The sequence below is a fragment of the Pseudomonas sp. NPDC087185 genome (assembly GCF_044744955.1).
Lineage (GTDB): Bacteria > Pseudomonadota > Gammaproteobacteria > Pseudomonadales > Pseudomonadaceae > Aquipseudomonas.
On the sequence record NZ_JBIUZK010000001.1, the window covers coordinates 580,263 to 602,951 of the forward strand.

General features: G+C 63.6%; 21 protein-coding genes. 11 read left to right on the top strand and 10 right to left on the bottom strand.

Annotated elements, in window-relative coordinates; translation table 11 throughout:
- Positions 1-25 precede the first annotated feature (25 nt).
- From ispC to rpsB, 7 genes are all read right to left on the bottom strand, one after another.
- Positions 26-1,216: a 1-deoxy-D-xylulose-5-phosphate reductoisomerase gene (ispC, locus tag ACIPIJ_RS02860; protein ID WP_401072495.1), complete on the bottom strand. Its 1,191-nt coding sequence runs from the start codon at positions 1,214-1,216 to the stop codon at positions 26-28.
- Positions 1,213-2,025 (bottom strand): phosphatidate cytidylyltransferase, encoded by an 813-nt coding sequence (locus ACIPIJ_RS02865; RefSeq protein WP_401072497.1) that lies wholly within the window; start codon positions 2,023-2,025, stop codon positions 1,213-1,215. Before ACIPIJ_RS02865 ends, ispC begins: the two co-directional genes overlap by 4 nt.
- Positions 2,025-2,780: a polyprenyl diphosphate synthase gene (gene uppS / locus ACIPIJ_RS02870; RefSeq protein WP_401072499.1), complete on the bottom strand. Its 756-nt coding sequence runs from the start codon at positions 2,778-2,780 to the stop codon at positions 2,025-2,027. Before uppS ends, ACIPIJ_RS02865 begins: the two co-directional genes overlap by 1 nt.
- 15 nt (positions 2,781-2,795) lie before the next feature.
- The gene (gene frr, locus ACIPIJ_RS02875; RefSeq protein ID WP_401072501.1) at positions 2,796-3,353 is read right to left on the bottom strand and encodes a ribosome recycling factor; all 558 of its coding nucleotides are present in this window, start codon (positions 3,351-3,353) and stop codon (positions 2,796-2,798) included.
- Positions 3,350-4,093 carry a UMP kinase gene (pyrH, locus tag ACIPIJ_RS02880; protein WP_016392310.1) on the bottom strand — a complete coding sequence of 248 codons (744 nt, stop codon included), beginning with the start codon at positions 4,091-4,093 and terminating at the stop codon, positions 3,350-3,352. The genes frr and pyrH overlap by 4 nt, the downstream gene beginning before the upstream one ends.
- Positions 4,094-4,270: 177 nt before the next feature.
- Complete coding sequence (tsf, locus tag ACIPIJ_RS02885; RefSeq protein ID WP_401072503.1) at positions 4,271-5,134, bottom strand: translation elongation factor Ts; 864 nt, start codon at positions 5,132-5,134, stop codon at positions 4,271-4,273.
- 185 nt (positions 5,135-5,319) lie between these two features.
- Complete coding sequence (gene rpsB / locus ACIPIJ_RS02890; protein ID WP_027595792.1) at positions 5,320-6,057, bottom strand: 30S ribosomal protein S2; 738 nt, start codon at positions 6,055-6,057, stop codon at positions 5,320-5,322.
- A gap of 345 nt (positions 6,058-6,402) precedes the next feature.
- On the opposite strand from rpsB, the gene map reads away from it, so the two are divergent.
- Genes map through dapC form a run of 3 tightly spaced genes read left to right on the top strand, consistent with a single transcriptional unit; the run spans position 6,403 to position 11,139 of the window.
- Entirely contained in the window at positions 6,403-7,185 is a 783-nt protein-coding gene (map, locus tag ACIPIJ_RS02895) for a type I methionyl aminopeptidase (RefSeq protein WP_401072505.1), read from the top strand.
- A 24-nt stretch (positions 7,186-7,209) separates the two neighbouring features.
- Positions 7,210-9,912, top strand: coding sequence for a [protein-PII] uridylyltransferase (locus tag ACIPIJ_RS02900; RefSeq protein ID WP_401072507.1), 2,703 nt, complete (start codon positions 7,210-7,212; stop codon positions 9,910-9,912).
- Positions 9,913-9,942: 30 nt separating this feature from the next.
- Positions 9,943-11,139: a succinyldiaminopimelate transaminase gene (gene dapC, locus ACIPIJ_RS02905; RefSeq protein WP_401072509.1), complete on the top strand. Its 1,197-nt coding sequence runs from the start codon at positions 9,943-9,945 to the stop codon at positions 11,137-11,139.
- Positions 11,140-11,245: 106 nt separating this feature from the next.
- On the opposite strand, the gene ACIPIJ_RS02910 is transcribed toward dapC, so the two are convergent.
- The gene (locus ACIPIJ_RS02910) at positions 11,246-12,892 is read right to left on the bottom strand and encodes a Na+/H+ antiporter (RefSeq protein WP_401072511.1); all 1,647 of its coding nucleotides are present in this window, start codon (positions 12,890-12,892) and stop codon (positions 11,246-11,248) included.
- A gap of 249 nt (positions 12,893-13,141) precedes the next feature.
- Between ACIPIJ_RS02910 and ACIPIJ_RS02915 the strand changes: the two genes are divergently transcribed.
- The 4 genes from ACIPIJ_RS02915 to ACIPIJ_RS02930 all read left to right on the top strand — a co-directional run bounded on the left by ACIPIJ_RS02915 (position 13,142) and on the right by ACIPIJ_RS02930 (position 16,261).
- A complete protein-coding gene (locus tag ACIPIJ_RS02915; RefSeq protein ID WP_401073417.1) occupies positions 13,142-13,489 on the top strand; it encodes an ArsC family reductase in 348 nt (115 codons plus the stop codon).
- 42 nt (positions 13,490-13,531) lie between these two features.
- The gene (gene dapD, locus ACIPIJ_RS02920) at positions 13,532-14,566 is read left to right on the top strand and encodes a 2,3,4,5-tetrahydropyridine-2,6-dicarboxylate N-succinyltransferase (protein WP_401072512.1); all 1,035 of its coding nucleotides are present in this window, start codon (positions 13,532-13,534) and stop codon (positions 14,564-14,566) included.
- Between the two features lie 82 nt (positions 14,567-14,648).
- The gene (locus ACIPIJ_RS02925) at positions 14,649-15,854 is read left to right on the top strand and encodes a cysteine desulfurase (RefSeq protein WP_401072514.1); all 1,206 of its coding nucleotides are present in this window, start codon (positions 14,649-14,651) and stop codon (positions 15,852-15,854) included.
- On the top strand, positions 15,851-16,261 hold the full coding sequence (locus ACIPIJ_RS02930) for a SufE family protein (protein WP_401072516.1): 411 nt from the start codon (positions 15,851-15,853) through the stop codon (positions 16,259-16,261). Before ACIPIJ_RS02925 ends, ACIPIJ_RS02930 begins: the two co-directional genes overlap by 4 nt.
- Before the next feature lie 24 nt (positions 16,262-16,285).
- On the opposite strand, the gene tcdA is transcribed toward ACIPIJ_RS02930, so the two are convergent.
- The gene (gene tcdA / locus ACIPIJ_RS02935) at positions 16,286-17,095 is read right to left on the bottom strand and encodes a tRNA cyclic N6-threonylcarbamoyladenosine(37) synthase TcdA (protein WP_401072518.1); all 810 of its coding nucleotides are present in this window, start codon (positions 17,093-17,095) and stop codon (positions 16,286-16,288) included.
- A 133-nt stretch (positions 17,096-17,228) separates the two neighbouring features.
- Here tcdA and ACIPIJ_RS02940 point away from each other — a divergent pair, with 133 nt between their 5' ends.
- From ACIPIJ_RS02940 to ACIPIJ_RS02955, 4 genes are all read left to right on the top strand, one after another.
- Complete coding sequence (locus tag ACIPIJ_RS02940; protein WP_401072520.1) at positions 17,229-19,820, top strand: glycosyltransferase; 2,592 nt, start codon at positions 17,229-17,231, stop codon at positions 19,818-19,820.
- Between the two features lie 107 nt (positions 19,821-19,927).
- Positions 19,928-21,079: a succinyl-diaminopimelate desuccinylase gene (gene dapE, locus ACIPIJ_RS02945; protein ID WP_401072522.1), complete on the top strand. Its 1,152-nt coding sequence runs from the start codon at positions 19,928-19,930 to the stop codon at positions 21,077-21,079.
- Positions 21,079-21,891 (top strand): putative RNA methyltransferase, encoded by an 813-nt coding sequence (locus tag ACIPIJ_RS02950; RefSeq protein WP_401072524.1) that lies wholly within the window; start codon positions 21,079-21,081, stop codon positions 21,889-21,891. Before dapE ends, ACIPIJ_RS02950 begins: the two co-directional genes overlap by 1 nt.
- 17 nt (positions 21,892-21,908) lie before the next feature.
- Positions 21,909-22,283, top strand: coding sequence for a hypothetical protein (locus ACIPIJ_RS02955; protein WP_401072526.1), 375 nt, complete (start codon positions 21,909-21,911; stop codon positions 22,281-22,283).
- Between the two features lie 120 nt (positions 22,284-22,403).
- Here the strand turns inward: ACIPIJ_RS02955 and ACIPIJ_RS02960 are convergent, their stop codons facing one another.
- Complete coding sequence (locus tag ACIPIJ_RS02960; RefSeq protein ID WP_012315914.1) at positions 22,404-22,613, bottom strand: cold-shock protein; 210 nt, start codon at positions 22,611-22,613, stop codon at positions 22,404-22,406.
- Positions 22,614-22,689 lie beyond the last annotated feature (76 nt).

Consider the following 22,689-nt stretch of genomic DNA (forward strand, 5'->3'; position numbering starts at 1 on the left):
CGTACAAGCGGTAGGCCGACCAAGATCAACGACCGTTGCGCCTCAGCCACTCACGGGACAGCTCCCGAGCGCGCTGGTCGGCGGCGAACACCGCATCCAGCGAAGGCAACGGCACCACCGGTTCCTGATCGAGCACCTGTTCGATCATACCCGCGATCTCCGGGAAGCGGATACGCCGCTGAAGAAATGCCTCGACCGCGACCTCGTTGGCCGCATTGAGCACTGCAGGCGCACTGTTGCCGGCTTCGGCGGCCTGCCGCGCCAGGCGCAGGCAGGGGAAACGCTGTTCGTCGGGGGCCTGGAAATCCAGACGAGCGATGGCGAACAGGTCCAACGGCGCAACCCCGGAATCGATCCGCTCGGGCCAGGCCAGGGCATTGGCGATGGGGGTGCGCATGTCCGGGTTGCCCAACTGGGCCAGCACCGAACCGTCGACGTAATCCACCAGGGAATGGATAACGCTTTGCGGATGCACCACCACCTCGACCTTGGCCGGCGCCGCATCGAACAGCCAGCAAGCCTCGATCAACTCCAGGCCCTTGTTCATCATGCTCGCCGAGTCCACCGAAATCTTGCGCCCCATGGACCAGTTCGGGTGAGCACAGGCCTGTTCTGGCGTCACATCGGCCAGGGCGGCTTGTGGCGTCTCGCGGAACGGCCCGCCGGAAGCGGTCAGCAAGATACGGCGTACACCTACCTGGGTCAGGCCACGGTCATAATCGCCGGGCAGGCACTGGAAGATTGCATTGTGCTCGCTGTCGATCGGCAGCAATACGGCGCCACTGCCCCGCACGGCCTCCATGAACAGCGCGCCGGACATCACCAGCGCCTCTTTGTTGGCCAACAGCACCTTCTTGCCAGCCTCGACAGCAGCCAATGTCGGGCGCAGGCCTGCCGCGCCGACGATAGCCGCCATCACTGCATCCACCTCGCCAGCGGACGCGACTTCACAGAGCCCCGCCTCGCCTTCGAGCACTTCGGTGGCACAACCGCGGGCAGCCAAACCCTCACGCATGCGCGCGGCCGCCTCAGCATTGGGCACCACGGCAAAGGCCGGGAGATGTTGCACGCACAAAGCCAGCAGTTCGTCGATGCGCGAATAGCCGCTGAGCGCAAACACCTGATAACGCTCGGGATGACGCGCGATCACATCCAGGGTGCTGAGCCCGATCGAGCCGGTGGCACCGAGCACGGTAATGCGTTGCGGCGTATTCACATCCCACCCCCGGCTGCCCACAGCAGCACGGCGAAAATCGGGATTGCTGCCGTCAGGCTGTCGATACGATCAAGTACCCCGCCATGGCCAGGGAGCAGGTTGCTGCTGTCCTTGATGCCGGAACGGCGCTTGAACATGCTCTCGGTCAGGTCGCCGACCACCGAGGACATGACCACCAGCGCGGCACCCAGCAGCCCCAGGAGAATCTGGCCGAAGGACCATTCGCGACTCACCCCGACCACCAGTGTGATGACCAGGCTCACGGCCAGGCCGCCATAGACACCTTCCCAACTCTTGCCCGGGCTAACCTGCGGCGCCAACTTGCGCTTGCCGAAAGCACGGCCCGAAAAGTAAGCACCGATATCGGCGGCCCACACCAGCACCATGACCGTCAGGATCAACCAGTTGCCCAGCTGGGAATGCTTGAGCAGCACCAACCCCTGCCAGGCTGGCAGCAGGATCAGCAAGCCGATCAGCAATTTGCACGCCGCACTGGACCACAGCTCGCTGCTTTGCGGGTAGGTAAGCACCAACCAGGTGGCCAGCCCCCACCAGATCACCGAAGCACCGAGCACCCAGGGCGCCAGGTCAGGCATCAGGTAGAGCAGCATCAGCGCTCCAGCGACCACGGCGGCGTAGGCAATGCGCAGCGGCTGGGCCATCAGCCCGGCCAGGCGCGCCCACTCCCAGGCACCGAGGGTGACCACGAAGCCGATGAACAGGGCAAAATCCCCGCCATTGAGCAGGAAGAAACCACCCAGCGCGACCGGCAGCAGGATCAGCGCAGTAATGATGCGTTGTTTAAGCATTAAGCACGAGCTCCAGCCTCGACCTGCTCGCTGGTCTTACCAAAGCGGCGCTGGCGCGAAGCGAAATCGGCCAGGGCGTTGCGCATGGCCTCGTGTTTGAAGTCCGGCCAGTACAGGTCGGAGAAGTACAGCTCGGCATAAGCCAGCTGCCACAGCAGGAAGTTGCTGATGCGGTGCTCACCACCGGTGCGGATGCACAAGTCTGGCAACGGCAGTTCACCGGTGGCCAGGCAGGTTTGCAGCAGGCCCGGGGTGATGTCGTCCGGGCGCAGATGCCCGGCTTGCACCTCACGCGCCAGGCGCTGAGCAGCCTGCGCGATATCCCACTGACCACCGTAATTGGCGGCGATCTGCAGAATGAAGCGATTGCTACCCGCGGTCTGCGCCTCAGCTTCGCGCATGGCGGCCTGCAGTTCGGGGTGGAAGCGCGAACGGTCACCAATGATGCGCAGGCTGATGTTGTTCTCGTTGAGGCGCTTGGCCTCACGGCGCAGTGCCGAGAAGAACAGTTCCATCAACGCACCAACCTCTTCGGCTGGGCGCTGCCAGTTCTCGCTGGAGAAGGCGAACAGGGTCAGTACCTCGACCCCGGACTTGGCGCAGACTTCGATAACCGCACGCACGGCATCGACGCCGGCCTTGTGCCCGGCGACGCCGGGCAACAGGCGCTTCTTCGCCCAGCGATTATTGCCATCCATGATGATCGCGACGTGACGCGGCACCGAAGACGGTGCCGCCAGCTTGGTCTTTTCCATTAAAAAACCTCGGCCTTAGACGGCCAACAGGTCCTTTTCCTTGGCTTTGAACGCAGCGTCGATTTCGGCGACGAACTTGTCGGTCAGCTTCTGGATCTCGTCAGCTGCGCGACGCTCTTCGTCTTCGCTGATTTCCTTGTCCTTGGTCAGCTTCTTCAGGTCAGCCAGTGCGTCGCGACGCACGTTGCGCACGGCAACCTTGGCATCTTCGGCAACAGCGCTGGCCTGCTTGGTGTAGCCCTTGCGGGTTTCTTCGGTCAGGGCAGGCATCGGTACGCGGATGGTGGTACCGGCGCTGGACGGGTTCAGGCCCAGGTCGGAAGTCAGGATGGCCTTTTCGATGGCAGCGCTGAGGTTCTTGTCGTGAGCGACGATCTTCAGGGTACGCGCATCTTCAACAGACACGGCAGCGACCTGGTTCAGTGGCATGTCGCTGCCCCAGGCAGGGACCTTGACGCTATCCAGGATGCTTGGGTGGGCGCGACCGGTACGGATGGACGCCAGGTTACGACCCAGTGCCTCGATGGACTTGCCCATGCGGTCCTGGGCGTCTTTCTTGATATCGTTGATCATTTTTGAACTTCCTCGATCAGGGTTCCTTCCGCGCCGCCGTGCACGATGTTCAGCAGGGCGCCGGGCTTGTTCATATTGAAGACGCGCAACGGCATCTTGTGGTCTCGGCACAGGCAGATTGCCGTCAGGTCCATTACACCCAGCTTGCGATCCAGCACTTCATCGTAGGTCAGATGATCGAACTTCTCGGCATGCGGGTCCTTGAACGGATCTGCAGTGTATACACCATCGACCTTGGTTGCCTTCAATACCACGTCGGCATCGATTTCGATGGCGCGCAGGCAAGCGGCGGAGTCGGTGGTGAAGAACGGGTTGCCGGTACCGGCAGCGAAGATTACGACTTCCTTGGCGTTCAGGTGACGCATGGCTTTGCGGCGATCATAGTGATCGGTCACGCCAACCATGGAAATAGCCGACATGACGATGGCGGTAATGTTCGCCCGCTCCAGCGCATCGCGCATGGCCAGGGCATTCATCACGGTGGCCAGCATGCCCATGTGGTCGCCGGTGACGCGGTCCATACCGGCTGCACTGAGCGCCGCGCCACGGAACAGGTTGCCACCACCGATCACCAAGCCTACCTGAACACCGATGCCGACCAGCTGGCCGACCTCCAGCGCCATGCGATCCAGGACCTTGGGGTCGATCCCGAACTCTTCCGAGCCCATCAGGGCCTCGCCGCTAAGTTTGAGTAGAATGCGTTTATAGCGAGCCTGATAACCACTGCCCTGCTGAGCCATTGCGAATCTCTCCTGCGGCGTTTGTAAAAATTCTGGCGGGCTGCTTGAGCCTGCGTGTAACTCTAACGTGACGCAGCGACTGCGTCAGCGAGCACGGCCTTGAAAACCGCTCCCGCTTTGACAAAGAGGCTGCGCGCGTGAGCGGGCAGCCTCTTTGGGGCGACAGACGAGTCTGTCTTATTGCTTGGCAGCAGCCAGCTGAGCAGCAACTTCTTCAGCGAAGTTGTCGACTGGCTTCTCGATGCCCTCGCCTACTTTGAAGTAGGTGAAGGAAACGATTTCAGCACCGGCTTTCTTGGCCAGTTCGCCGACCTTGACTTCCGGGTTCATGACGAAGGCTTGCTCTTTCAGCGAGGCTTCGGCCTTGAACTTGGTGATACGGCCGTTGATCATGTTCTCGACGATGTTTTCCGGCTTGCCGGCGATCTTGTCGGCGTTCAGCTGCAGGAAGACGCCCTTCTCGCGCTCGATGGCCTCGGCGGAGATTTCCGACGCATCCAGGAACTCCGGGTTCGACGCTGCAACGTGCATCGCGATGTTCTTGGCCAGCTCGACGTCGCCGCCGTTCAGGACAACAACGGCACCGATCTTGTTGCCGTGCAGGTAAGCACCGACAACGTCACCTTCAACGCGCACCAGGCGACGGATGTTGACGTTCTCGCCGACTTTGGCAACCAGGGCTTCACGAGCAGCTTCACGCGAAGCGATCAGCGGAGCGGCGTCGGTCAGTTTCTGGGCGAAGGCTTCTTCGATGCTTTCAGCGACGAAGGTCTTGAAGTCGTCTTGCAGGGCCAGGAAGTCGGTCTGCGAGTTCACTTCCAGCAGAACGGCGGATTTACCGTCGGTCTTGACCGCGATAGCGCCTTCAGCAGCGACGTTGCCAGCCTTTTTGGCGGCCTTGATGGCGCCCGAGGCGCGCATGTCGTCAATGGCTTTTTCGATGTCGCCGCCAGCCTTTTCCAGGGCCTTTTTGCAATCCATCATGCCTTCGCCGGTACGCTCGCGCAGTTCTTTGACCAGCGCTGCAGTAATTGCTGCCATTTCAAAATCCTCTTGGAAAGTTTTTCAACCATTCCACCCGCTCGTCACGGGCGTTCAATTCTGCGAATCCGCTGTTGTTATCTCAGCCAGCCCATGATGCGGGGGCGTTGCTGACAGCAGGATTTCAAGGTGGCAAAAAGGGGGCAAAGCCCCCTTTTTGCGTGCCAAGTAGACGCTAGCGCCTATTACTCAGCAGCAGGTGCAGCCGCTTCTTCAGCGTAGACTTCGGTGCCGCCAGCAACGTTGTTGCGGCCGCGGATGATGGCGTCAGCCATCGAAGTCATGTACAGCTCGATGGCGCGGATGGCGTCGTCGTTGCCTGGGATGATGTAATCAACACCTTCCGGGCTGCTGTTGGTATCGACAACGCCGATAACCGGGATGCCCAGCTTGTTGGCTTCGGTGATAGCAATGCGCTCGTGGTCAACGTCGATCACGAACAGGGCATCAGGCAGGCCGCCCATGTCCTTGATACCACCCAGGCTGCGGTCCAGCTTTTCCAGATCGCGCGAACGCATCAGGGCTTCTTTCTTGGTCAGCTTGGCGAAGGTGCCATCTTCGGCCTGGGTTTCCAGGTCGCGCAGACGCTTGATCGAAGCACGGATGGTTTTGTAGTTGGTCAGCATGCCGCCCAACCAGCGGTGATCAACGTATGGCGAACCGGCGCGAGCAGCTTGCTCGGCAACGATCTTGCCGGCGGAACGCTTGGTGCCGACGAACATGATCTTGTTCTTGCCCTGGGCCAGACGCTCTACGAAAGCCAGAGCTTCGTTGAACATTGGCAGGGTTTTTTCCAGGTTGATGATGTGGATCTTGTTACGCGCGCCGAAAATGTACTTGCCCATTTTCGGGTTCCAGTAACGGGTCTGGTGGCCGAAGTGCACACCGGCCTTCAGCATATCGCGCATGTTGACTTGGGACATGATAGTTCCTTGATAAGTCGGGTTGGGCCTCCACGTATCCCAATGACCAACCCGCAAATTCTGGAATTCGGGGCACCCAGGTCATCGTGTCGACACGTGTGTGGGTTTAGGCTTACGGGGTCGTCCCCGAAAGCGGCGCATTTTATACCACAGACCGCGAACGAACGGAACCCAGATACGCTCACGTCCGTCAGCGGCTTTTGCAGCACCCCGCCAAACAGGCCAGAATGCCTCCTATAGACAGCAGCATGGCCGCCTTTATCCCGACAGAATGCCGCCCTGCTCTGCTAGAATCCGGCCTTTCCCGTTTGTTCGCGCCGCCAGCGGCGCCGTAGAGAGCCTGTAATGACCGTTACCATCAAGACCGCAGAAGACATCGAAAAGATGCGCATCGCCGGCCGCCTGGCCGCCGAAGTGCTGGAAATGATCGAAGAGCACGTCAAGCCCGGTGTCACCACCGAAGCGCTCGACCGCCTGTGCCATGACTATATCGTCAACGTCCAGCAGGCCATCCCGGCACCGCTCAATTACAAGGGCTATCCGAAATCGATCTGCACCTCGATCAACCATGTGGTCTGCCACGGCATCCCCAACGACAAGCCACTCAAGGACGGTGACACGCTGAACATCGATGTCACCGTGATCAAGGACGGCTACCACGGCGACACCAGCCGCATGTTCCATGTCGGCACCGTGCCGGTCTGGGCCGAGCGCCTGTCGCAGGTCACCCAGGAATGCATGTACAAGGCCATCGAACTGGTCAAGCCGGGCTGCCGCCTGGGCGACATCGGTGAAGTGATCCAGAAGCACGCCGAAAAGAATGGCTTCTCGGTGGTGCGCGAATTCTGCGGCCATGGCATCGGCAAGGTGTTCCACGAAGAGCCGCAGATCCTTCACTACGGCCGCGCCGGCACCGGCATGGAACTGAAAGAAGGTATGACCTTCACCATCGAGCCGATGATCAACCAGGGCAAGGCCGACACCAAGGTGCTGGGCGACGGCTGGACCGCCATCACCAAGGACCGCAAGCTCTCGGCCCAGTGGGAGCACACCCTGGTGGTGACTGCGACCGGCTACGAGATCTTCACCCTGCGCAAGGACGACACCATCCCGCGCACCTCGGCCTGATTTCAAACACAGGAACGCGACTCGATGCCCCAGGTGGATCCCGAGCTGTTCGACCGTGGCCAGTTCCAGGCGGAACTAGCCCTCAAGGCGAGCCCCATCGCCGCCTTCAAGAAAGCCATCCGCCAGGCCGGCGAGGTGCTCGACAAGCGCTTTCGCGACGGCCGTGACATCCGCCGGCTGATCGAGGACCGCGCCTGGCTCGTCGATAACATCCTGCAACAGGCCTGGAACCAGTTCGACTGGGGCGACACCAGCGGCATCGCCCTGGTGGCGTGCGGTGGCTATGGGCGCGGCGAGTTGCACCCGCACTCGGACATCGACCTGCTGATCCTGCTCGGCGCCGCCGAGCACGAGCAGTACCGCGACGCCATCGAACGCTTCCTGACCCTGCTGTGGGACATCGGCCTGGAAGTGGGACAGAGTGTGCGTACCGTCGCTGAATGCGCAGAACAGGCACGTGCCGACCTGACAGTCATCACCAACATGATGGAAAGCCGCACCATCGCCGGCCCCGAAGCCTTGCGCCAGCGCATGCTCGAGGTCATCGGCACTGCGCACATGTGGCCGAGCAAGGAGTTTTTCCTGGCCAAGCGCGCCGAACTCAAGGCCCGCCACCACAAGTACAACGACACCGAGTATAACCTCGAGCCCAACGTCAAAGGCTCGCCCGGGGGCCTGCGCGACATCCAGACGGTGCTGTGGGTCGCCCGCCGCCAGTACGGCACGCTGAACCTGCACGCCCTGGCTGGCGAAGGGTTTCTGCTGGAAAGCGAGAACGAGTTGCTGGCCTCCTCCCAGGACTTCCTGTGGAAGGTGCGCTATGCCCTGCACATGCTCGCCGGCCGCGCCGAGGACCGGCTGCTGTTCGATCACCAGCGCAGCATCGCGGCGTTGCTGGGCTACAGCGACGAGAACCCCAAGCGCGCCATCGAACAGTTCATGCAGCAGTACTACCGGGTGGTGATGAGCATCAGCCAGCTGTGCGACCTGATCATCCAGCACTTCGAGGAAGTCATCCTTGCCGACGACGACAGCGGCACCACGCAGCCGCTGAATGCGCGCTTCCGTCTGCACGACGGTTATATCGAGGCGGTCAACCCGAACGTGTTCAAGCGCACGCCGTTCGCCATGCTGGAGATTTTCGTGCTGATGGCCCAGCACCCGGAGATCAAGGGGGTGCGCGCCGATACCGTACGCCTGCTGCGCGAGCACCGGCACCTGATCGACGACACCTTCCGCAACGATATCCGCAACACCAGCCTGTTCATCGAGCTGTTCAAGTGCGAGATCGGCATCCATCGCAACCTGCGGCGCATGAACCGTTACGGCATCCTTGGCCGCTACTTGCCGGAATTCGGCCTGATCGTCGGGCAGATGCAGCACGACCTGTTCCACATCTATACCGTCGATGCGCACACCCTCAACCTCATCAAGCACCTGCGCAAGCTGCAGTACACGCCGGTGTCCGAGAAATTCCCGCTGGCCAGCAAGCTCATGGGCCGCCTGCCCAAGCCAGAACTGATCTACCTGGCCGGGCTGTATCACGACATCGGCAAAGGCCGCCAAGGCGACCACTCGGAGCTGGGCGCGGTGGATGCGCAGCAGTTCTGTGAACGCCACCAGTTGCCGGCCTGGGACAGCCGCCTGATCGTCTGGCTGGTGCTGAACCACCTGGTGATGTCGACCACCGCCCAGCGCAAGGACCTGTCCGACCCGCAGGTGATCAACGATTTTGCCCTGCATGTCGGCGACGAGACGCGCCTGGACTACCTTTACGTGCTGACCGTGGCCGACATCAACGCCACCAACCCCAGCCTGTGGAATTCCTGGCGCGCCAGCCTGTTGCGCCAGCTGTATACCGAGACCAAGCGCGCCCTGCGCCGGGGCCTGGAAAACCCGCTGGATCGCGAAGAGCAGATCCGCCAGACGCAAAGCGCTGCGCTGGATATTCTCGTGCGCGAGGGCACCGATCCAGACGACGTCGAGCAACTCTGGTCGCAACTGGGCGACGACTACTTCCTCAAGCACAACGCCGCCGATGTGGCCTGGCATACCGACGCCATTCTCCAGCAGCCGGCCGACGGCGGGCCGTTGGTGCTGATCAAGGAAACCACCCAGCGCGAATTCGAGGGCGGCACGCAGATCTTCATCTATGCCCCCGACCAGCACGACTTCTTCGCCGTGACCGTGGCGGCCATGTCGCAGCTCAACCTGAACATCCATGACGCGCGGATCATCACCTCGAGCAGCCAGTTCACCCTCGACACCTACATCGTGCTCGACAACGACGGCGGCTCGATTGGCGACAACCCGCAGCGGGTCAAGCAGATCCGCGACGGCCTGACCGATGCGCTGCGCAACCCCGAGGACTACCCGACCATCATCCAGCGCCGGGTGCCCCGCCAGCTCAAGCACTTCAACTTCCCGCCACAGGTGACCATCCTCAACGATGCCCAGCGGCCGGTGACCATCCTCGAAATCACCGCCCCCGACCGCCCAGGCCTGCTGGCGCGGATCGGGCGGATTTTCCTGGAGTTCGACCTGTCGCTGCAGAACGCCAAGATCGCCACACTCGGCGAGCGCGTGGAGGACGTGTTCTTCATTACCGATGCCGACAACCAGCCGCTGTCCGACCCGCAGCTGTGCAGCCGCCTGCAGGAAGCCATCGTGCAGCAGCTGCAGGCCGGCCAGGCCAGCGACACCAGCCCGAACCGCGTGACCTTTTAACGATTAGACGATTGACGAGACCTTGCGCCGATGAACCATGCCTTGACCCAGCTGCAGCCCTACCCGTTCGAGAAACTCCGCGCCCTGCTGGGCAGCGTGAAGCCTGCGGCGGACAAGCGCGCCATCGCCCTGTCGATCGGGGAGCCGAAGCACGAATCGCCGGCATTCGTTGCCCAGGCGATGGCCGACAACCTCGACAAGCTGGCGGTCTACCCAAGCACCATCGGCCTGCCAGCCCTGCGCCAGGCCATCGGCCAATGGTGCGAGCGCCGCTTCGGGGTGCCAGCCGGCTGGCTGGACGCCGACCGGCATATTCTGCCGGTCAACGGCACCCGTGAAGCGCTGTTCGCCTTCACCCAGGCGGTGGTCAACCGCGCCGATGACGGCCTGGTGGTCAGCCCCAACCCGTTCTACCAGATCTACGAAGGCGCAGCCCTGCTGGCAGGTGCCACCCCGCACTACCTGCCGTGCCTGGAAGACAACGGTTTCAACCCCGACTTCGATGCCGTGCCGGCCGAGGTCTGGAAGCGTTGCCAGATCCTGTTCCTGTGCTCGCCGGGCAACCCGACTGGCGCACTGGTGCCGATGGACACCCTGAAAAAGCTGATTGCCCTGGCCGACGAACACGACTTCGTGATTGCCGCCGACGAGTGCTACAGCGAACTGTACTTCGACGAGGACGCGCCACCACCGGGCCTGCTCAGCGCCTGCGCCGAACTGGGCCGCAGCGATTTTGCGCGTTGCGTGGTGTTCCACAGCCTGTCCAAACGCTCCAACCTGCCAGGCCTGCGTTCGGGCTTCGTCGCCGGTGACGCCGCGATCATCAAGCCGTTCCTGCTGTACCGCACCTACCATGGCTGCGCCATGCCCGTGCAAACCCAGCTGGCCAGCATTGCTGCCTGGCAGGACGAGGCGCATGTACGCGAGAACCGTGACCAGTACCGGGCCAAATATGATGCTGTGCTGGACATCCTGCAGCCGGTGATGGACGTACAGCGGCCGGATGGCAGCTTCTACCTGTGGGCCAAGGTGCCGGGCTGCGACGCCGCGTTCACCCGCGATCTGTTCGAAGCCCAGCATGTGACCGTGGTGCCGGGGTCGTACCTGTCGCGTGAAGTGGAAGGCATCAACCCAGGTGCCGGCCGCGTGCGCATGGCGCTGGTTGCGCCGCTGGCCGAATGCATCGAGGCGGCCGAGCGGATCCGTGCGTTTCTGCAGAACCGCTGAGTGAACCGGGGCCGCCATGCGGCCCATTTCGTGGGCAAGCCCGGTCCCACAGGTAATCGGCCGCCCTTGAGCATTGCGCCGTACGCGCGAAGCGAACGCCGCCGATCTACTTGACCGCGCCCAGGTTCGCTTCACTCATATCCAGCTCGCCAAGCACCTGCCGCACCACCTCATCGCCTACCAGGTGCTGGCGATGCAGGTTGTACAGCTCCAGCCGCTGCGCCCGCAGCGCGCGCAAACGCAAACGCCGCTCCAGCAAGTCCATCTGTTCGGCCAGCGCCCTCGCTTCGGCCGTGTCGTTGTAGCTGTCCAGCTCATCCCGGTACTCGGCCATCAATCTGGCCTTGAGCTCGGTGGCCAGTGTCGCCTGCGCTGCATCCTGGGGCGAGCTGGCGTCGATCACCTCCTCCGCTTCCAGCGCGTGAATGGCCGCCTCGGCAGTGCGCCGCCAGGCTTCCTGGACCTCTTGGTGCAAGCGCTCGTCCGGGCTCTTGGTGACCCCACGCAGCAGTATCGGCAACGCGATGCACGCACTGATCAACGACAGCAGAATGACCCCGGCAGCGATGAATATCAGCAAGTCGCGCTCGGGGAACGCTGTGCCCGCGCCGATCAGCAGGGGTACCGACATCACACCCGCCAAGGTCACCGCGCCGCGCACACCGCCGAGGGTCAACAGCCAACAGGAGCGTGCCGTCGGCATCAGCACCAACGCCGGCTTGCCGCGCCAGCGCCGCACTACACCAATCGCTCGCCAGATGCTCTGCACCCAGATGAAACGCAGCAAGATCAGCGCCGCGAAAATCGCCAGCACATCCAGGCAGCGCCACGCCAGGGTCGGCCAGACGGTCGCTTCGTGGCTGACCACGGCCTTGATGATGTCCGGCAATTGCAGGCCCAGCAGCAGGAAAATCAAGCCGTTGAAGGCGAACTCCAGCAGCGACCAGACGCTTCTGTTGAGCAAACGGGTGCTGGTCTGACGCGGCAGCAAGTCAAGCCAGCTCTGCATCATGCCGGCCGCCACTGCCGAAAGAATGCCCGAGACCCCAAGGCGTTCCGCCAGCACATAGGCGGCAAAGGGCAGCAGCAGCATGAATACCACGTGGGTAGCAGGGTCATCCCAGCCACGGGCGATCATCCAGGCGCGCAGGCGGCCGATCAGCCAGCTCAGGGCCACACCGACCGCCAGGCCACCCAGGGCCACCAGGACAAAGCTGAAACTGGCATCGGCAAAGGAAAATACCCCGGTAATCGCCGCTGCCAGCGCGAACTTGAAGGTCACCAGGCCTGACGCGTCGTTCATCAACGCCTCGCCCTGGAGCATGTGCATCAGCGGGGTGGGCAGGCGGTCCTGGGTGATCGCCGAAACGGCCACGGCGTCGGTCGGCGACAACACCGCCGCCAGTGCGAAGGCCACGGGCAGCGGGATGCTCGGCAGCAGCCAGTGAATGAAGTAACCGGCACCGACCACGGTAAACAGCACCAGGCCCACGGCCAGAGCCACGACCGGCCCGCGAATGCGCCACAGCTCGCGCTTGGGGATACGCCAGCCGTCGGCGAACAGCAGCGGCGGGAGGAACAGGAAGAGGAACAGCTCAGGGTCCAGGGCCACGTGCAGGCCCAGGGTTGGCCAGGCCAGCAGCGCACCGGCGGCGATCTGCACCAATGGCAGCGGCAGCGGGACGACCCGCCCGACCAGTTTCGACACGCTTACCAGCGTCAGCAGGATGAGGACGGTATAGGCTGACTGCATCCGTGAAGGCTTCCTTTATGAATCAATAACCACAGCGGGGCGAGACATCGCCATTGAAACAATATGTTAGCGGCGTATGGCAATGCAGGGCCGCTGCACGATAGTCGCAGGTGCTGCCTGAATATGTAACACGATGATACGTGTGCTTGGGCGCACACCCGTGGCGCTCACAGCATCGTTCCCGCATAATCCCGCGACTGACATTCGGATACGGAGAGATTGGGGCATCCTGTGGCCTCAATGCACACAATGACCTACACGCTCTACGGTATCAAAGCCTGCGACACCATGAAAAAGGCGCGTACCTGGCTCGAAGACAAAGGCATCGCCCACGACTTTCACGACTACAAGGCTCAAGGCATCGACCGTGACAGCCTGAACCGCTGGTGCGACGAACACGGCTGGGAAGTCATCCTCAACCGTGCCGGCACCACCTTCCGCAAGCTCGACGACGCCAGCAAGGCCGACCTCGACCAGGCCAAGGCCGTCGAACTGATGCTGGCCCAGCCGTCGATGATCAAGCGCCCGGTGCTTGACCTGGGCACGCGCACGCTGGTCGGCTTCAAGCCAGACCTGTACGCCGCCGCGCTGGCCTGAGCGCGCTGGCGCTTCATACCCTATTTCGCACGAGGTAATCACATGTCCAATACCCTGTTCAGCCTGGCCTTCGGTGTCGGCTCCCAGAACCGCCAGGGCACCTGGCTGGAAGTGTTCTACGCACAGCCCCTGCTCAAACCGAGCGCCGAGCTGGTCGCCGCAGTTGCGCCGATCCTCGGTTATGAAGGCGGCAACCAGGCCATCACCTTCAGCAATGCCCAGGCCGCACAACTGGCCGAAGCCCTGAAAGGCGTCGATGCTGCCCAGGCCGCCCTGCTGACCCGCCTGGCCGAAAGCCACAAACCGCTGGTCGCCACCCTGCTGGCCGAAGACGCTGCGCTGTCCTCGACCCCAGAGGCCTACCTCAAGCTGCACCTGCTGTCGCACCGCCTGGTCAAGCCGCACGGCCTGAGCCTGGCGGGTATCTTCCCGCTGCTGCCGAACGTCGCCTGGACCAACCAGGGCGCGGTCGACCTGGCCGAGCTGGCCGAGCTGCAGCTGGAAGCGCGCCTGAAGGGTGAGCTGCTGGAAGTGTTCTCGGTGGACAAGTTCCCGAAGATGACCGACTACGTGGTCCCGGCTGGCGTGCGTATCGCCGACACCGCCCGTGTGCGCCTGGGCGCCTACATCGGCGAAGGCACCACCATCATGCACGAAGGCTTCGTCAACTTTAACGCCGGCACCGAAGGCCCAGGCATGATCGAAGGCCGCGTCTCGGCAGGCGTGTTCGTCGGCAAGGGCTCGGACCTGGGCGGCGGCTGCTCGACCATGGGCACCCTGTCCGGCGGCGGCAACATCGTCATCAAGGTTGGCGAAGGCTGCCTGATCGGCGCCAACGCCGGTATCGGTATCCCGCTGGGCGACCGCAACACCGTTGAAGCCGGCCTGTACATCACTGCTGGCACCAAGGTGAACCTGCTCGACGAGAACAACGAGCTGGTCAAAGTGGTCAAGGCCCGTGACCTGGCCGGCCAGACCGACCTGCTGTTCCGCCGCAACTCGCTCAATGGCGCGGTCGAGTGCAAGACGCACAAGTCGGCGATCGAGCTGAACGAGGCGCTGCACGCCCACAACTGAGAACTCCCCGCGGGTTCGAAGTGTTAAGATCGGGTCTGGCGCACTCACGCCAGACCCGATTTTCATTCCAGGCCCCGTGATCATGTTCCAGCCCTCCCCCTGGCGTGCCGATTTCCCCGCCATCGCCGCCCTGCAACGGCAGCACCAGACCTACCTGGACAGCGCCGCCACCACCCAGAAGCCCCAGGCCCTGCTCGACGCCCTGAGCCATTACTACGGCCACGGCGCGGCCAATGTACACCGTGCCCAGCACCTGCCCGGCGCGCTGGCCACCCAGGCGTTCGAGACCAGCCGCGACAAGGTTGCTGCGTGGCTGAATGCCGCCCAGTCCAGGCAGATCATCTTCACCCATGGCGCCACCTCGGCGCTGAACCTGCTGGCGTATGGCCTGGAATACCGTTTCGAGGCGGGCGAAGAAATTGCCGTCAGCGCCCTGGAGCACCACGCCAACCTGCTGCCCTGGCAACAATTGGCACGGCGGCGCAACATGCGCCTGGTCGTGCTGCCGGTGGACGAGCATGGCCGCATCGACCTCGACCAGGCCCTGCAGCTGATTGGCCCGCGCACGCGCGTGCTGGCCGTCAGCCAGTTGTCCAATGTGCTTGGCACCTGGCAGCCGCTGCCCGCGCTGCTCGCCCATGCCCGCGCACAAGGGGCGCTGACCGTCGTCGATGGTGCCCAGGGTGTGGTGCACGGTCGCCACGATGTACAGCAGCTGGGCTGCGACTTCTACGTGTTTTCCAGCCATAAGCTGTACGGCCCTGAAGGCGTCGGCGTGCTGTACGGTCGCCCACAGGCGCTGGAGCTGCTGCGCCACTGGCAGTTCGGCGGTGAGATGGTGCAACTGGCCGACTACCACAGCGCCAGTTTCCGCCCGGCCCCACTCGGTTTCGAGGCTGGCACGCCACCCATCGCCGGAGTGATCGGCCTGGGCGCAACCCTTGATTACCTGGCCAGCCTGGATGCCCTGGCGGTCGAAAACCATGAGTCCAGCCTCCATCAACACTTGCTGCGCGGGCTGGTCGACCGGGATGGCGTGCGGGTACTGGGTACACCGCAGGCGGCCCTGGCCAGTTTCGTCATCGACGGCGTGCACAACGCCGACATCGCTCACCTGCTGACGGAACAGGGCATTGCCGTGCGGGCCGGCCATCACTGCGCTATGCCGCTGCTCAAGGGGCTTGGGCTGGAAGGGGCGATTCGTGTGTCGCTGGGGCTTTACAACGACAGTGACGACCTGCAGCGCTTCTTCGAGGCGCTCGATCAAGGCCTGGAGCTGCTGCGATGAGCCTGCCGGCAGCGGCCCAGGAGGCACTGGACAGTTTCGAGCAGGCCCGCGGCTGGGAGCAGCGAGCGCGGCTGCTGATGCAGATGGGCGACCGGCTGGAACCGCTGAGCGATGAGCAGAAGGCCGAGCGCAACCGCGTGCATGGCTGTGAAAGCGTGGTGTGGCTGGTGGCTGAGCAGCACGAAGGGCAATGGCGGTTCAAGGCCGGCAGCGATGCGCGGTTGCTGCGCGGGCTGCTGGCGCTGCTGCTGATGCGGGTGCAGGGGCTCGACAGTGCAGAGCTGGCAGGGCTGGATCTGCGCGAGTGGTTTACCCAGCTGGGGCTGGAGCGGCAGTTGTCGCCGTCGCGCAGCAATGGGCTGCATGCGGTGTTGCTGCGAATGGCGGAGCTGGTTTCAGTCAGTTGAACCGCCGCGAAGAGGCCCACACAATCACTCAGGTTTGACCCGCTCCGACGGCCGCCGTGCCCCCGCCACCAGCTTTTCCACCGCCTTGCTGGCGGCCACCATGCCGAAGGTCGCGGTGACCATCATCACCGCGCCAAAGCCCCCCGAACAGTCCAGGCGCACGCCCTCACCGACGAAGCTTTTCTGCAGGCACACGCTGCCATCGCCTTTGGGGTAACGCAGCTGCTCGCTTGAGAAAACGCAAGGCACCCCATAATTGCGGCTGACATTGCGCGAAAAGTTGTAGTCGCGGCGCAAGGTCGAGCGCACGCGCGAGGCCAGCGGGTCGTTGAAGGTCTTGTTGAGGTCGCCGATCTGGATCTGCGTCGGGTCGATCTGCCCGCCTGCGCCGCCAGTGGTGACGACGGCGATCTTGCGCCGCCGGCACCAGGCAATCAGCGCTGCCTTCGCCATCACGCTGTCGATGCAGTCGATGACGCAGTCGAGGTTTTCGCTGATGTATTCGGCCATGGTCTCGCGGGTGACGAAGTCGGCTACCGCATGCACCGTACACGCCGGGTTGATCGCCCGCAGGCGCTCGGCCATGACCTCGACCTTGGGCCGCCCCACCTGCCCCTCCAGGGCATGGGCCTGACGGTTGGTGTTGCTGACACAGACGTCGTCCAGGTCGAACAGGGTGATTTCACCCACGCCACTGCGCGCCAGCGCCTCGGCCGCCCACGAACCGACCCCGCCGATACCGACGATCGCCACATGGGCCTGGCTGAGGCGCTGCAGCCCCTGGTCGCCGTACAGCCGGGCAACGCCGGCGAAGCGTGGATCTTCTGTGCTCATGTTGCTACCCCGAAACCTATACCCCAAAAACCGGCGCGCATTATAGGCCACTGGCCGCTTTGAGCTCCATCGTTAGGAAAGACCCTATTAATACTGCTTTAATGTCCTACCACCTAGATAGAAATGGACCACAATGTCATCACGCAAATTCGGCCTCAACCTGGTGGTGGTCCTGGCCATCGCCGCACTGTTCACCGGGTTCTGGGCGCTGGTCAATCGCCCGGTTTCCGCACCTGCCTGGCCTGAGCAGATCGCCGGTTTCTCGTACTCGCCGTTCCGTCTTGGAGAAAGCCCGCAGAAGGGCCAGTACCCCAGCGACGACGAGATGCGCCAGGACCTGGAGCAGATGAACAAGCTGACCGACAACATCCGCATCTACACCGTCGAAGGCACCCAGGCCGAGATCCCGCGGCTGGCCGAAGAGCTTGGCCTGCGGGTCACCCTAGGCATCTGGATCAGCCCGGACCTGGAGCGCAACGAGCGTGAGATCGCCAAAGCCATCGAACTGGCCAACAGCTCGCGCAGCGTGGTGCGCGTGGTGGTCGGCAACGAAGCGCTGTTCCGCGAAGAGGTTACCCCCGAAGCGCTGATTCAATACCTGGACCGCGTGCGCGCGGCCGTCAAGGTGCCGGTCACCACCAGCGAGCAGTGGCACATCTGGAAAGAACACCCGGAACTGGCCAAGCACGTCGACCTGATCGCCGCGCACATCCTGCCCTACTGGGAATTCGTGCCGATGAAGGATTCGGTGGAGTTCGTCCTCGACCGCGCCCGCGAACTCAAGCAGCAGTTCCCGCGCAAGCCCTTGCTGCTGTCCGAAGTCGGCTGGCCGAGCAATGGCCGTATGCGCGGCGGCGCCGACGCCACCCAGGCCGACCAGGCCATTTACCTGCGTACGTTGGTCAACACCCTCAACCGCCGCGGCTACAACTACTTCGTCATCGAAGCCTACGACCAGCCGTGGAAGGCCAGCGACGAAGGCTCGGTCGGCGCCTACTGGGGCGTGTTCAACGCCGAGCGCCAGCAGAAATTCAACTTCGACGGGCCGGTCGTGGCGATCCCCCAATGGCGCGCCCTGGCGGTCGCCTCGGTGGTGCTGGCGATGATCGCCCTGACCGTGCTGCTGATCGACGGCTCGGCCTTGCGCCAGCGCGGGCGCACCTTCCTGACCTTCATCACCTTCCTCTGCGGGTCGGTGCTGGTGTGGATCGGTTATGACTACAGCCAGCAGTACAGCACCTGGTTCAGCCTGACCGTCGGCGTGTTGCTGGCACTGGGCGCGTTGGGGGTGTTCATCGTGCTGCTGACCGAGGCCCATGAACTGGCGGAGGCGGTGTGGACGCACAAGCGCCGCCGGGAGTTCTTGCCGGTGCAGGGCGACAGCGCCTACCGGCCCAAGGTCTCGGTGCACGTGCCGTGCTACAACGAGCCGCCAGAAATGGTCAAACAGACCCTCGATGCCCTGGCCGCGCTGGACTACCCAGATTACGAAGTGCTGGTGATCGACAACAACACCAAGGACCCGGCCGTGTGGGAGCCGCTCAAGGCTCACTGCGAAAAGCTCGGCGAACGCTTCAAGTTCTTCCACGTGGCGCCGCTGGCCGGCTTCAAAGGGGGGGCGCTGAACTACCTGATCCCGCACACCGCCGCGGATGCCGAAGTGATCGCCGTGATCGACTCGGACTACTGCGTCGACCGCAATTGGCTCAAGCACATGGTGCCGCACTTCGCCGACCCGAAAATCGCCGTGGTGCAGTCGCCGCAAGATTACCGCGACCAGCACGAAAGCGCGTTCAAGAAGCTCTGCTACAGCGAGTACAAGGGCTTCTTCCACATTGGCATGGTCACCCGCAACGACCGTGACGCGATCATCCAGCACGGCACCATGACCATGACCCGGCGCAGCGTGCTCATGGAGCTGGGCTGGGCCGAATGGTGCATCTGCGAGGATGCCGAACTGGGCCTGCGGGTGTTCGAGAAGGGCCTGTCGGCCGCCTACGCCCACAACAGCTATGGCAAGGGCCTGATGCCCGACACCTTCATCGACTTCAAGAAGCAGCGCTTCCGCTGGGCCTACGGCGCCATCCAGATCATCAAGCACCACGCCGCGGCCCTGCTGCGCGGCAAAGGCAGCGAACTGACCCGTGGCCAGCGCTATCACTTCCTGGCCGGCTGGCTGCCGTGGGTCGCCGATGGCATGAACATCTTCTTCACTGTCGGTGCGTTGTTGTGGTCGGCGGCGATGATCATCGTGCCGCACCGGGTCGACCCACCGTTGATGATCTTCGCCATCCCGCCGCTGGCGCTGTTTTTCTTCAAGGTCGGCAAGATCATCTTCCTGTATCGCCGGGCGGTAGGCGTCAACCTCAAGGATGCCTTCGCCGCGGCGCTGGCAGGGCTGGCGCTGTCGCACACCATCGCCAAGGCGGTGCTGTACGGGTTCTTCACCAGCAGCATGCCGTTCATCCGCACGCCGAAGCATGCCGACAGCCATGGTTTGCTGGTGGCGATTGCCGAAGCGCGCGAAGAGCTGTTCATCATGTTGCTGCTGTGGGGGGCGGCGGCGGGTATCTGCCTGGTGCAAGGGTTGCCGAGCTCGGACATGCGCTTCTGGGTGGCCATGTTGCTGGTGCAGTCGCTGCCGTACCTGGCGGCGTTGGTGATGGCGTTTCTGTCGTCACTGCCCAAGCCAAGCGACAAGGGGGTGGAAGCTGAGGCAACCTGAAACCCAATGGGGCCGCGCAGCGGCCCCATTGGCCCGTGCCGATGCCCCTGGTTTGATATAAGATAACGCCCCTCGTTTTTCCGCCTTGCCTTGCCCCGGAGTTCCCCATGACGGCCCCAGCCGAGCTCTCGCCTACCCTTCAACTGGCCTGCGACCTGATCCGCCGCCCCTCGGTCACCCCCGTCGACGCCGACTGCCAGGCGCAGATGATGAACCGCCTGGGCGCCGTGGGCTTCCAGCTCGAACCGATGCGCATCGAGGACGTCGACAACTTCTGGGCGACACACGGCAACCAGGATGGCCCGGTGCTGTGCTTCGCCGGCCACACCGATGTGGTCCCCACCGGCCCGGTGCAGCAGTGGCAACATGAGCCGTTCGAGGCGCTGATCGACGCCGACGGCATGCTCTGTGGCCGTGGCGCCGCCGACATGAAGGGCAGCCTGGCGTCCATGGTGGTTGCCAGCGAGCGCTTCGTGCGTGACTACCCCGACCACCGTGGCCAGGTCGCTTTCCTGATCACCAGTGACGAGGAAGGCCCGGCGCATCATGGCACCAAGGCGGTGGTCGAGCGCCTGAAAGCGCGCAGCCAGCGCCTGGACTGGTGCATCGTCGGCGAGCCATCGAGCACCACCCTGCTCGGTGACGTGGTCAAGAACGGCCGCCGTGGCTCGCTCGGCGCCAAGCTGACCGTACGTGGCAAACAGGGGCATGTGGCCTACCCGCACCTGGCGCGCAACCCGATCCACCTGGCCGCCCCAGCACTGGCGGAACTGGCCGCCGAGCACTGGGACGAAGGCAACGCGTTCTTCCCGCCGACCAGCTTCCAGATCTCCAACCTCAACTCTGGCACTGGCGCCACCAATGTGGTCCCGGGCGATTTGACCGCGCTGTTCAACTTCCGCTTCTCCACCGAGTCGACGGTCGAAGGCCTGCAGGCGCGGGTCTCGGCCATCCTCGACAAGCATGAACTGGACTGGTCGATCGACTGGGCGCTGTCGGGCCTGCCGTTCCTCACCGAACCGGGCGAACTGCTCGATGCCGTGTCGGCGAGCATCAAGGGCGTCACCGGGCGTGACACCCAACCGTCCACCAGTGGCGGCACCTCCGATGGCCGTTTCATCGCCACCATGGGCACCCAGGTGGTCGAACTGGGCCCGGTCAACGCCACCATCCACCAGGTCGACGAACGCATCCTGGCCAGCGACCTCGACCTGCTGACCGAGATTTACTACCAGACCCTGGTCCGGTTGCTCGCCTGATGCTCGCCTGCCCTATTTGCCAGGCGGCCCTGACGCGGCTCGACAACGGTGTGACCTGCCCGGCCGGCCACCGCTTCGATCGCGCTCGCCAGGGTTACCTGAACCTGCTGCCCGTGCAGCACAAGAACAGCCGCGACCCAGGTGACAACCAAGCCATGGTCGAAGCGCGCCGCGACTTCCTCGACGCCGGCCATTACGCCCCGGTGGCCCGCCGCCTGGCGCAGTTGGCCGCCGAGCGCCAGCCCGGCGCCTGGCTCGATATCGGTTGCGGTGAGGGCTACTACACCGCGCAGCTCGCCCAGGCACTGCCCCACGCTGACGGCTACGCCCTGGACATCTCGCGCGAAGCCGTCAAGCGTGCCTGCCGGCGTGATCCCTCGGTCACCTGGATGGTCGCCAGCATGGCCCGTGTGCCGCTGGCCGATGCCAGCTGCCAGTTCATCGCCAGCGTGTTCAGCCCGCTGGACTGGGCCGAGGCCAAGCGCCTGCTCAGCCCGGGCGGCGGCCTGATGCGGGTGGGCCCGACCAGCGGCCACCTGATGGAACTGCGCGAGGTGCTCTACGATGAAGTACGCCCCTACGCCGACGACAAGCACCTGGCCCTGGTCCCGGAGGGCATGGTCCACGCCCACAGTGAAACCCTCGAGTTCCGCCTGAGCCTGGCAGCCCCCAAGGCCCGCGCCGACCTGCTGGCCATGACCCCGCACGGCTGGCGCGCCAGCGCCGAGAAACGCGCACGGGTGATCGACCAGCCCGAGCCGTTCGAGGTCACGGTTTCCATGCGTTATGACTATTTCGTGCGCCAAGACTGAGCACACCCGGAGCCCTTATGCGCCAACCTGATATCGAGATCTACCTGAAGGACGCCGACGTCGACCACAAGCAGATTGCCCAGTGGCTCGGCGAAGCGATCGGCCCTTGCAGCGACTGGCAACAAAAAGGCCAGACCTTCAAATGCACAGCCGGTAACATTCCGGTCACCTGGTTACCCAAAGCTGTAGGGAAATGGAACAGCTTGTACCTGCAAAGTGACCACACCCCGTGGGACGATGACATCGCCTGCGCCCGCGCCGCATTCGCCGCACTCGGCGTCGAGGTGCGCTGCGCACCGGGTGGTTGGGTCGAGGAAGATGGTGAAGAAGATGCCGACCGCTGGGTCCGCATCAGCGCCGACGGTGAAGAGGAAATCACCTGGCGCACATGAATGCTCAGCATTCTTTGTGGGAGCCGGCTTGCCGGCGATGCAGCCACCGCGGCAAATGGCACCGGCTTCGCCGGTGATCGCCGGCAAGCCAGCTCCTACAGCTTGAGAACCTCAGGAGGCTCAGAGCCCGACGACATCCTCGGCTTGCAGGCCTTTCTGGCCCTGCACGCAGGAGTACTCAACCCGCTGCCCTTCGACCAGGGTACGATGCCCCTCACCGCGGATCGCCCGATAGTGGACGAACACATCCGCACCACCTTCGCGCTGAATGAAGCCAAAGCCTTTGGCATCGTTGAACCACTTTACATTCCCAGTCTCACGAGACGACATCTGAACTACTCCGGATTTTTATTGTGAAGATCGCCTTGTAGACACAGGGTGTCCTCCCCGTGCCGACGCCGCTTGC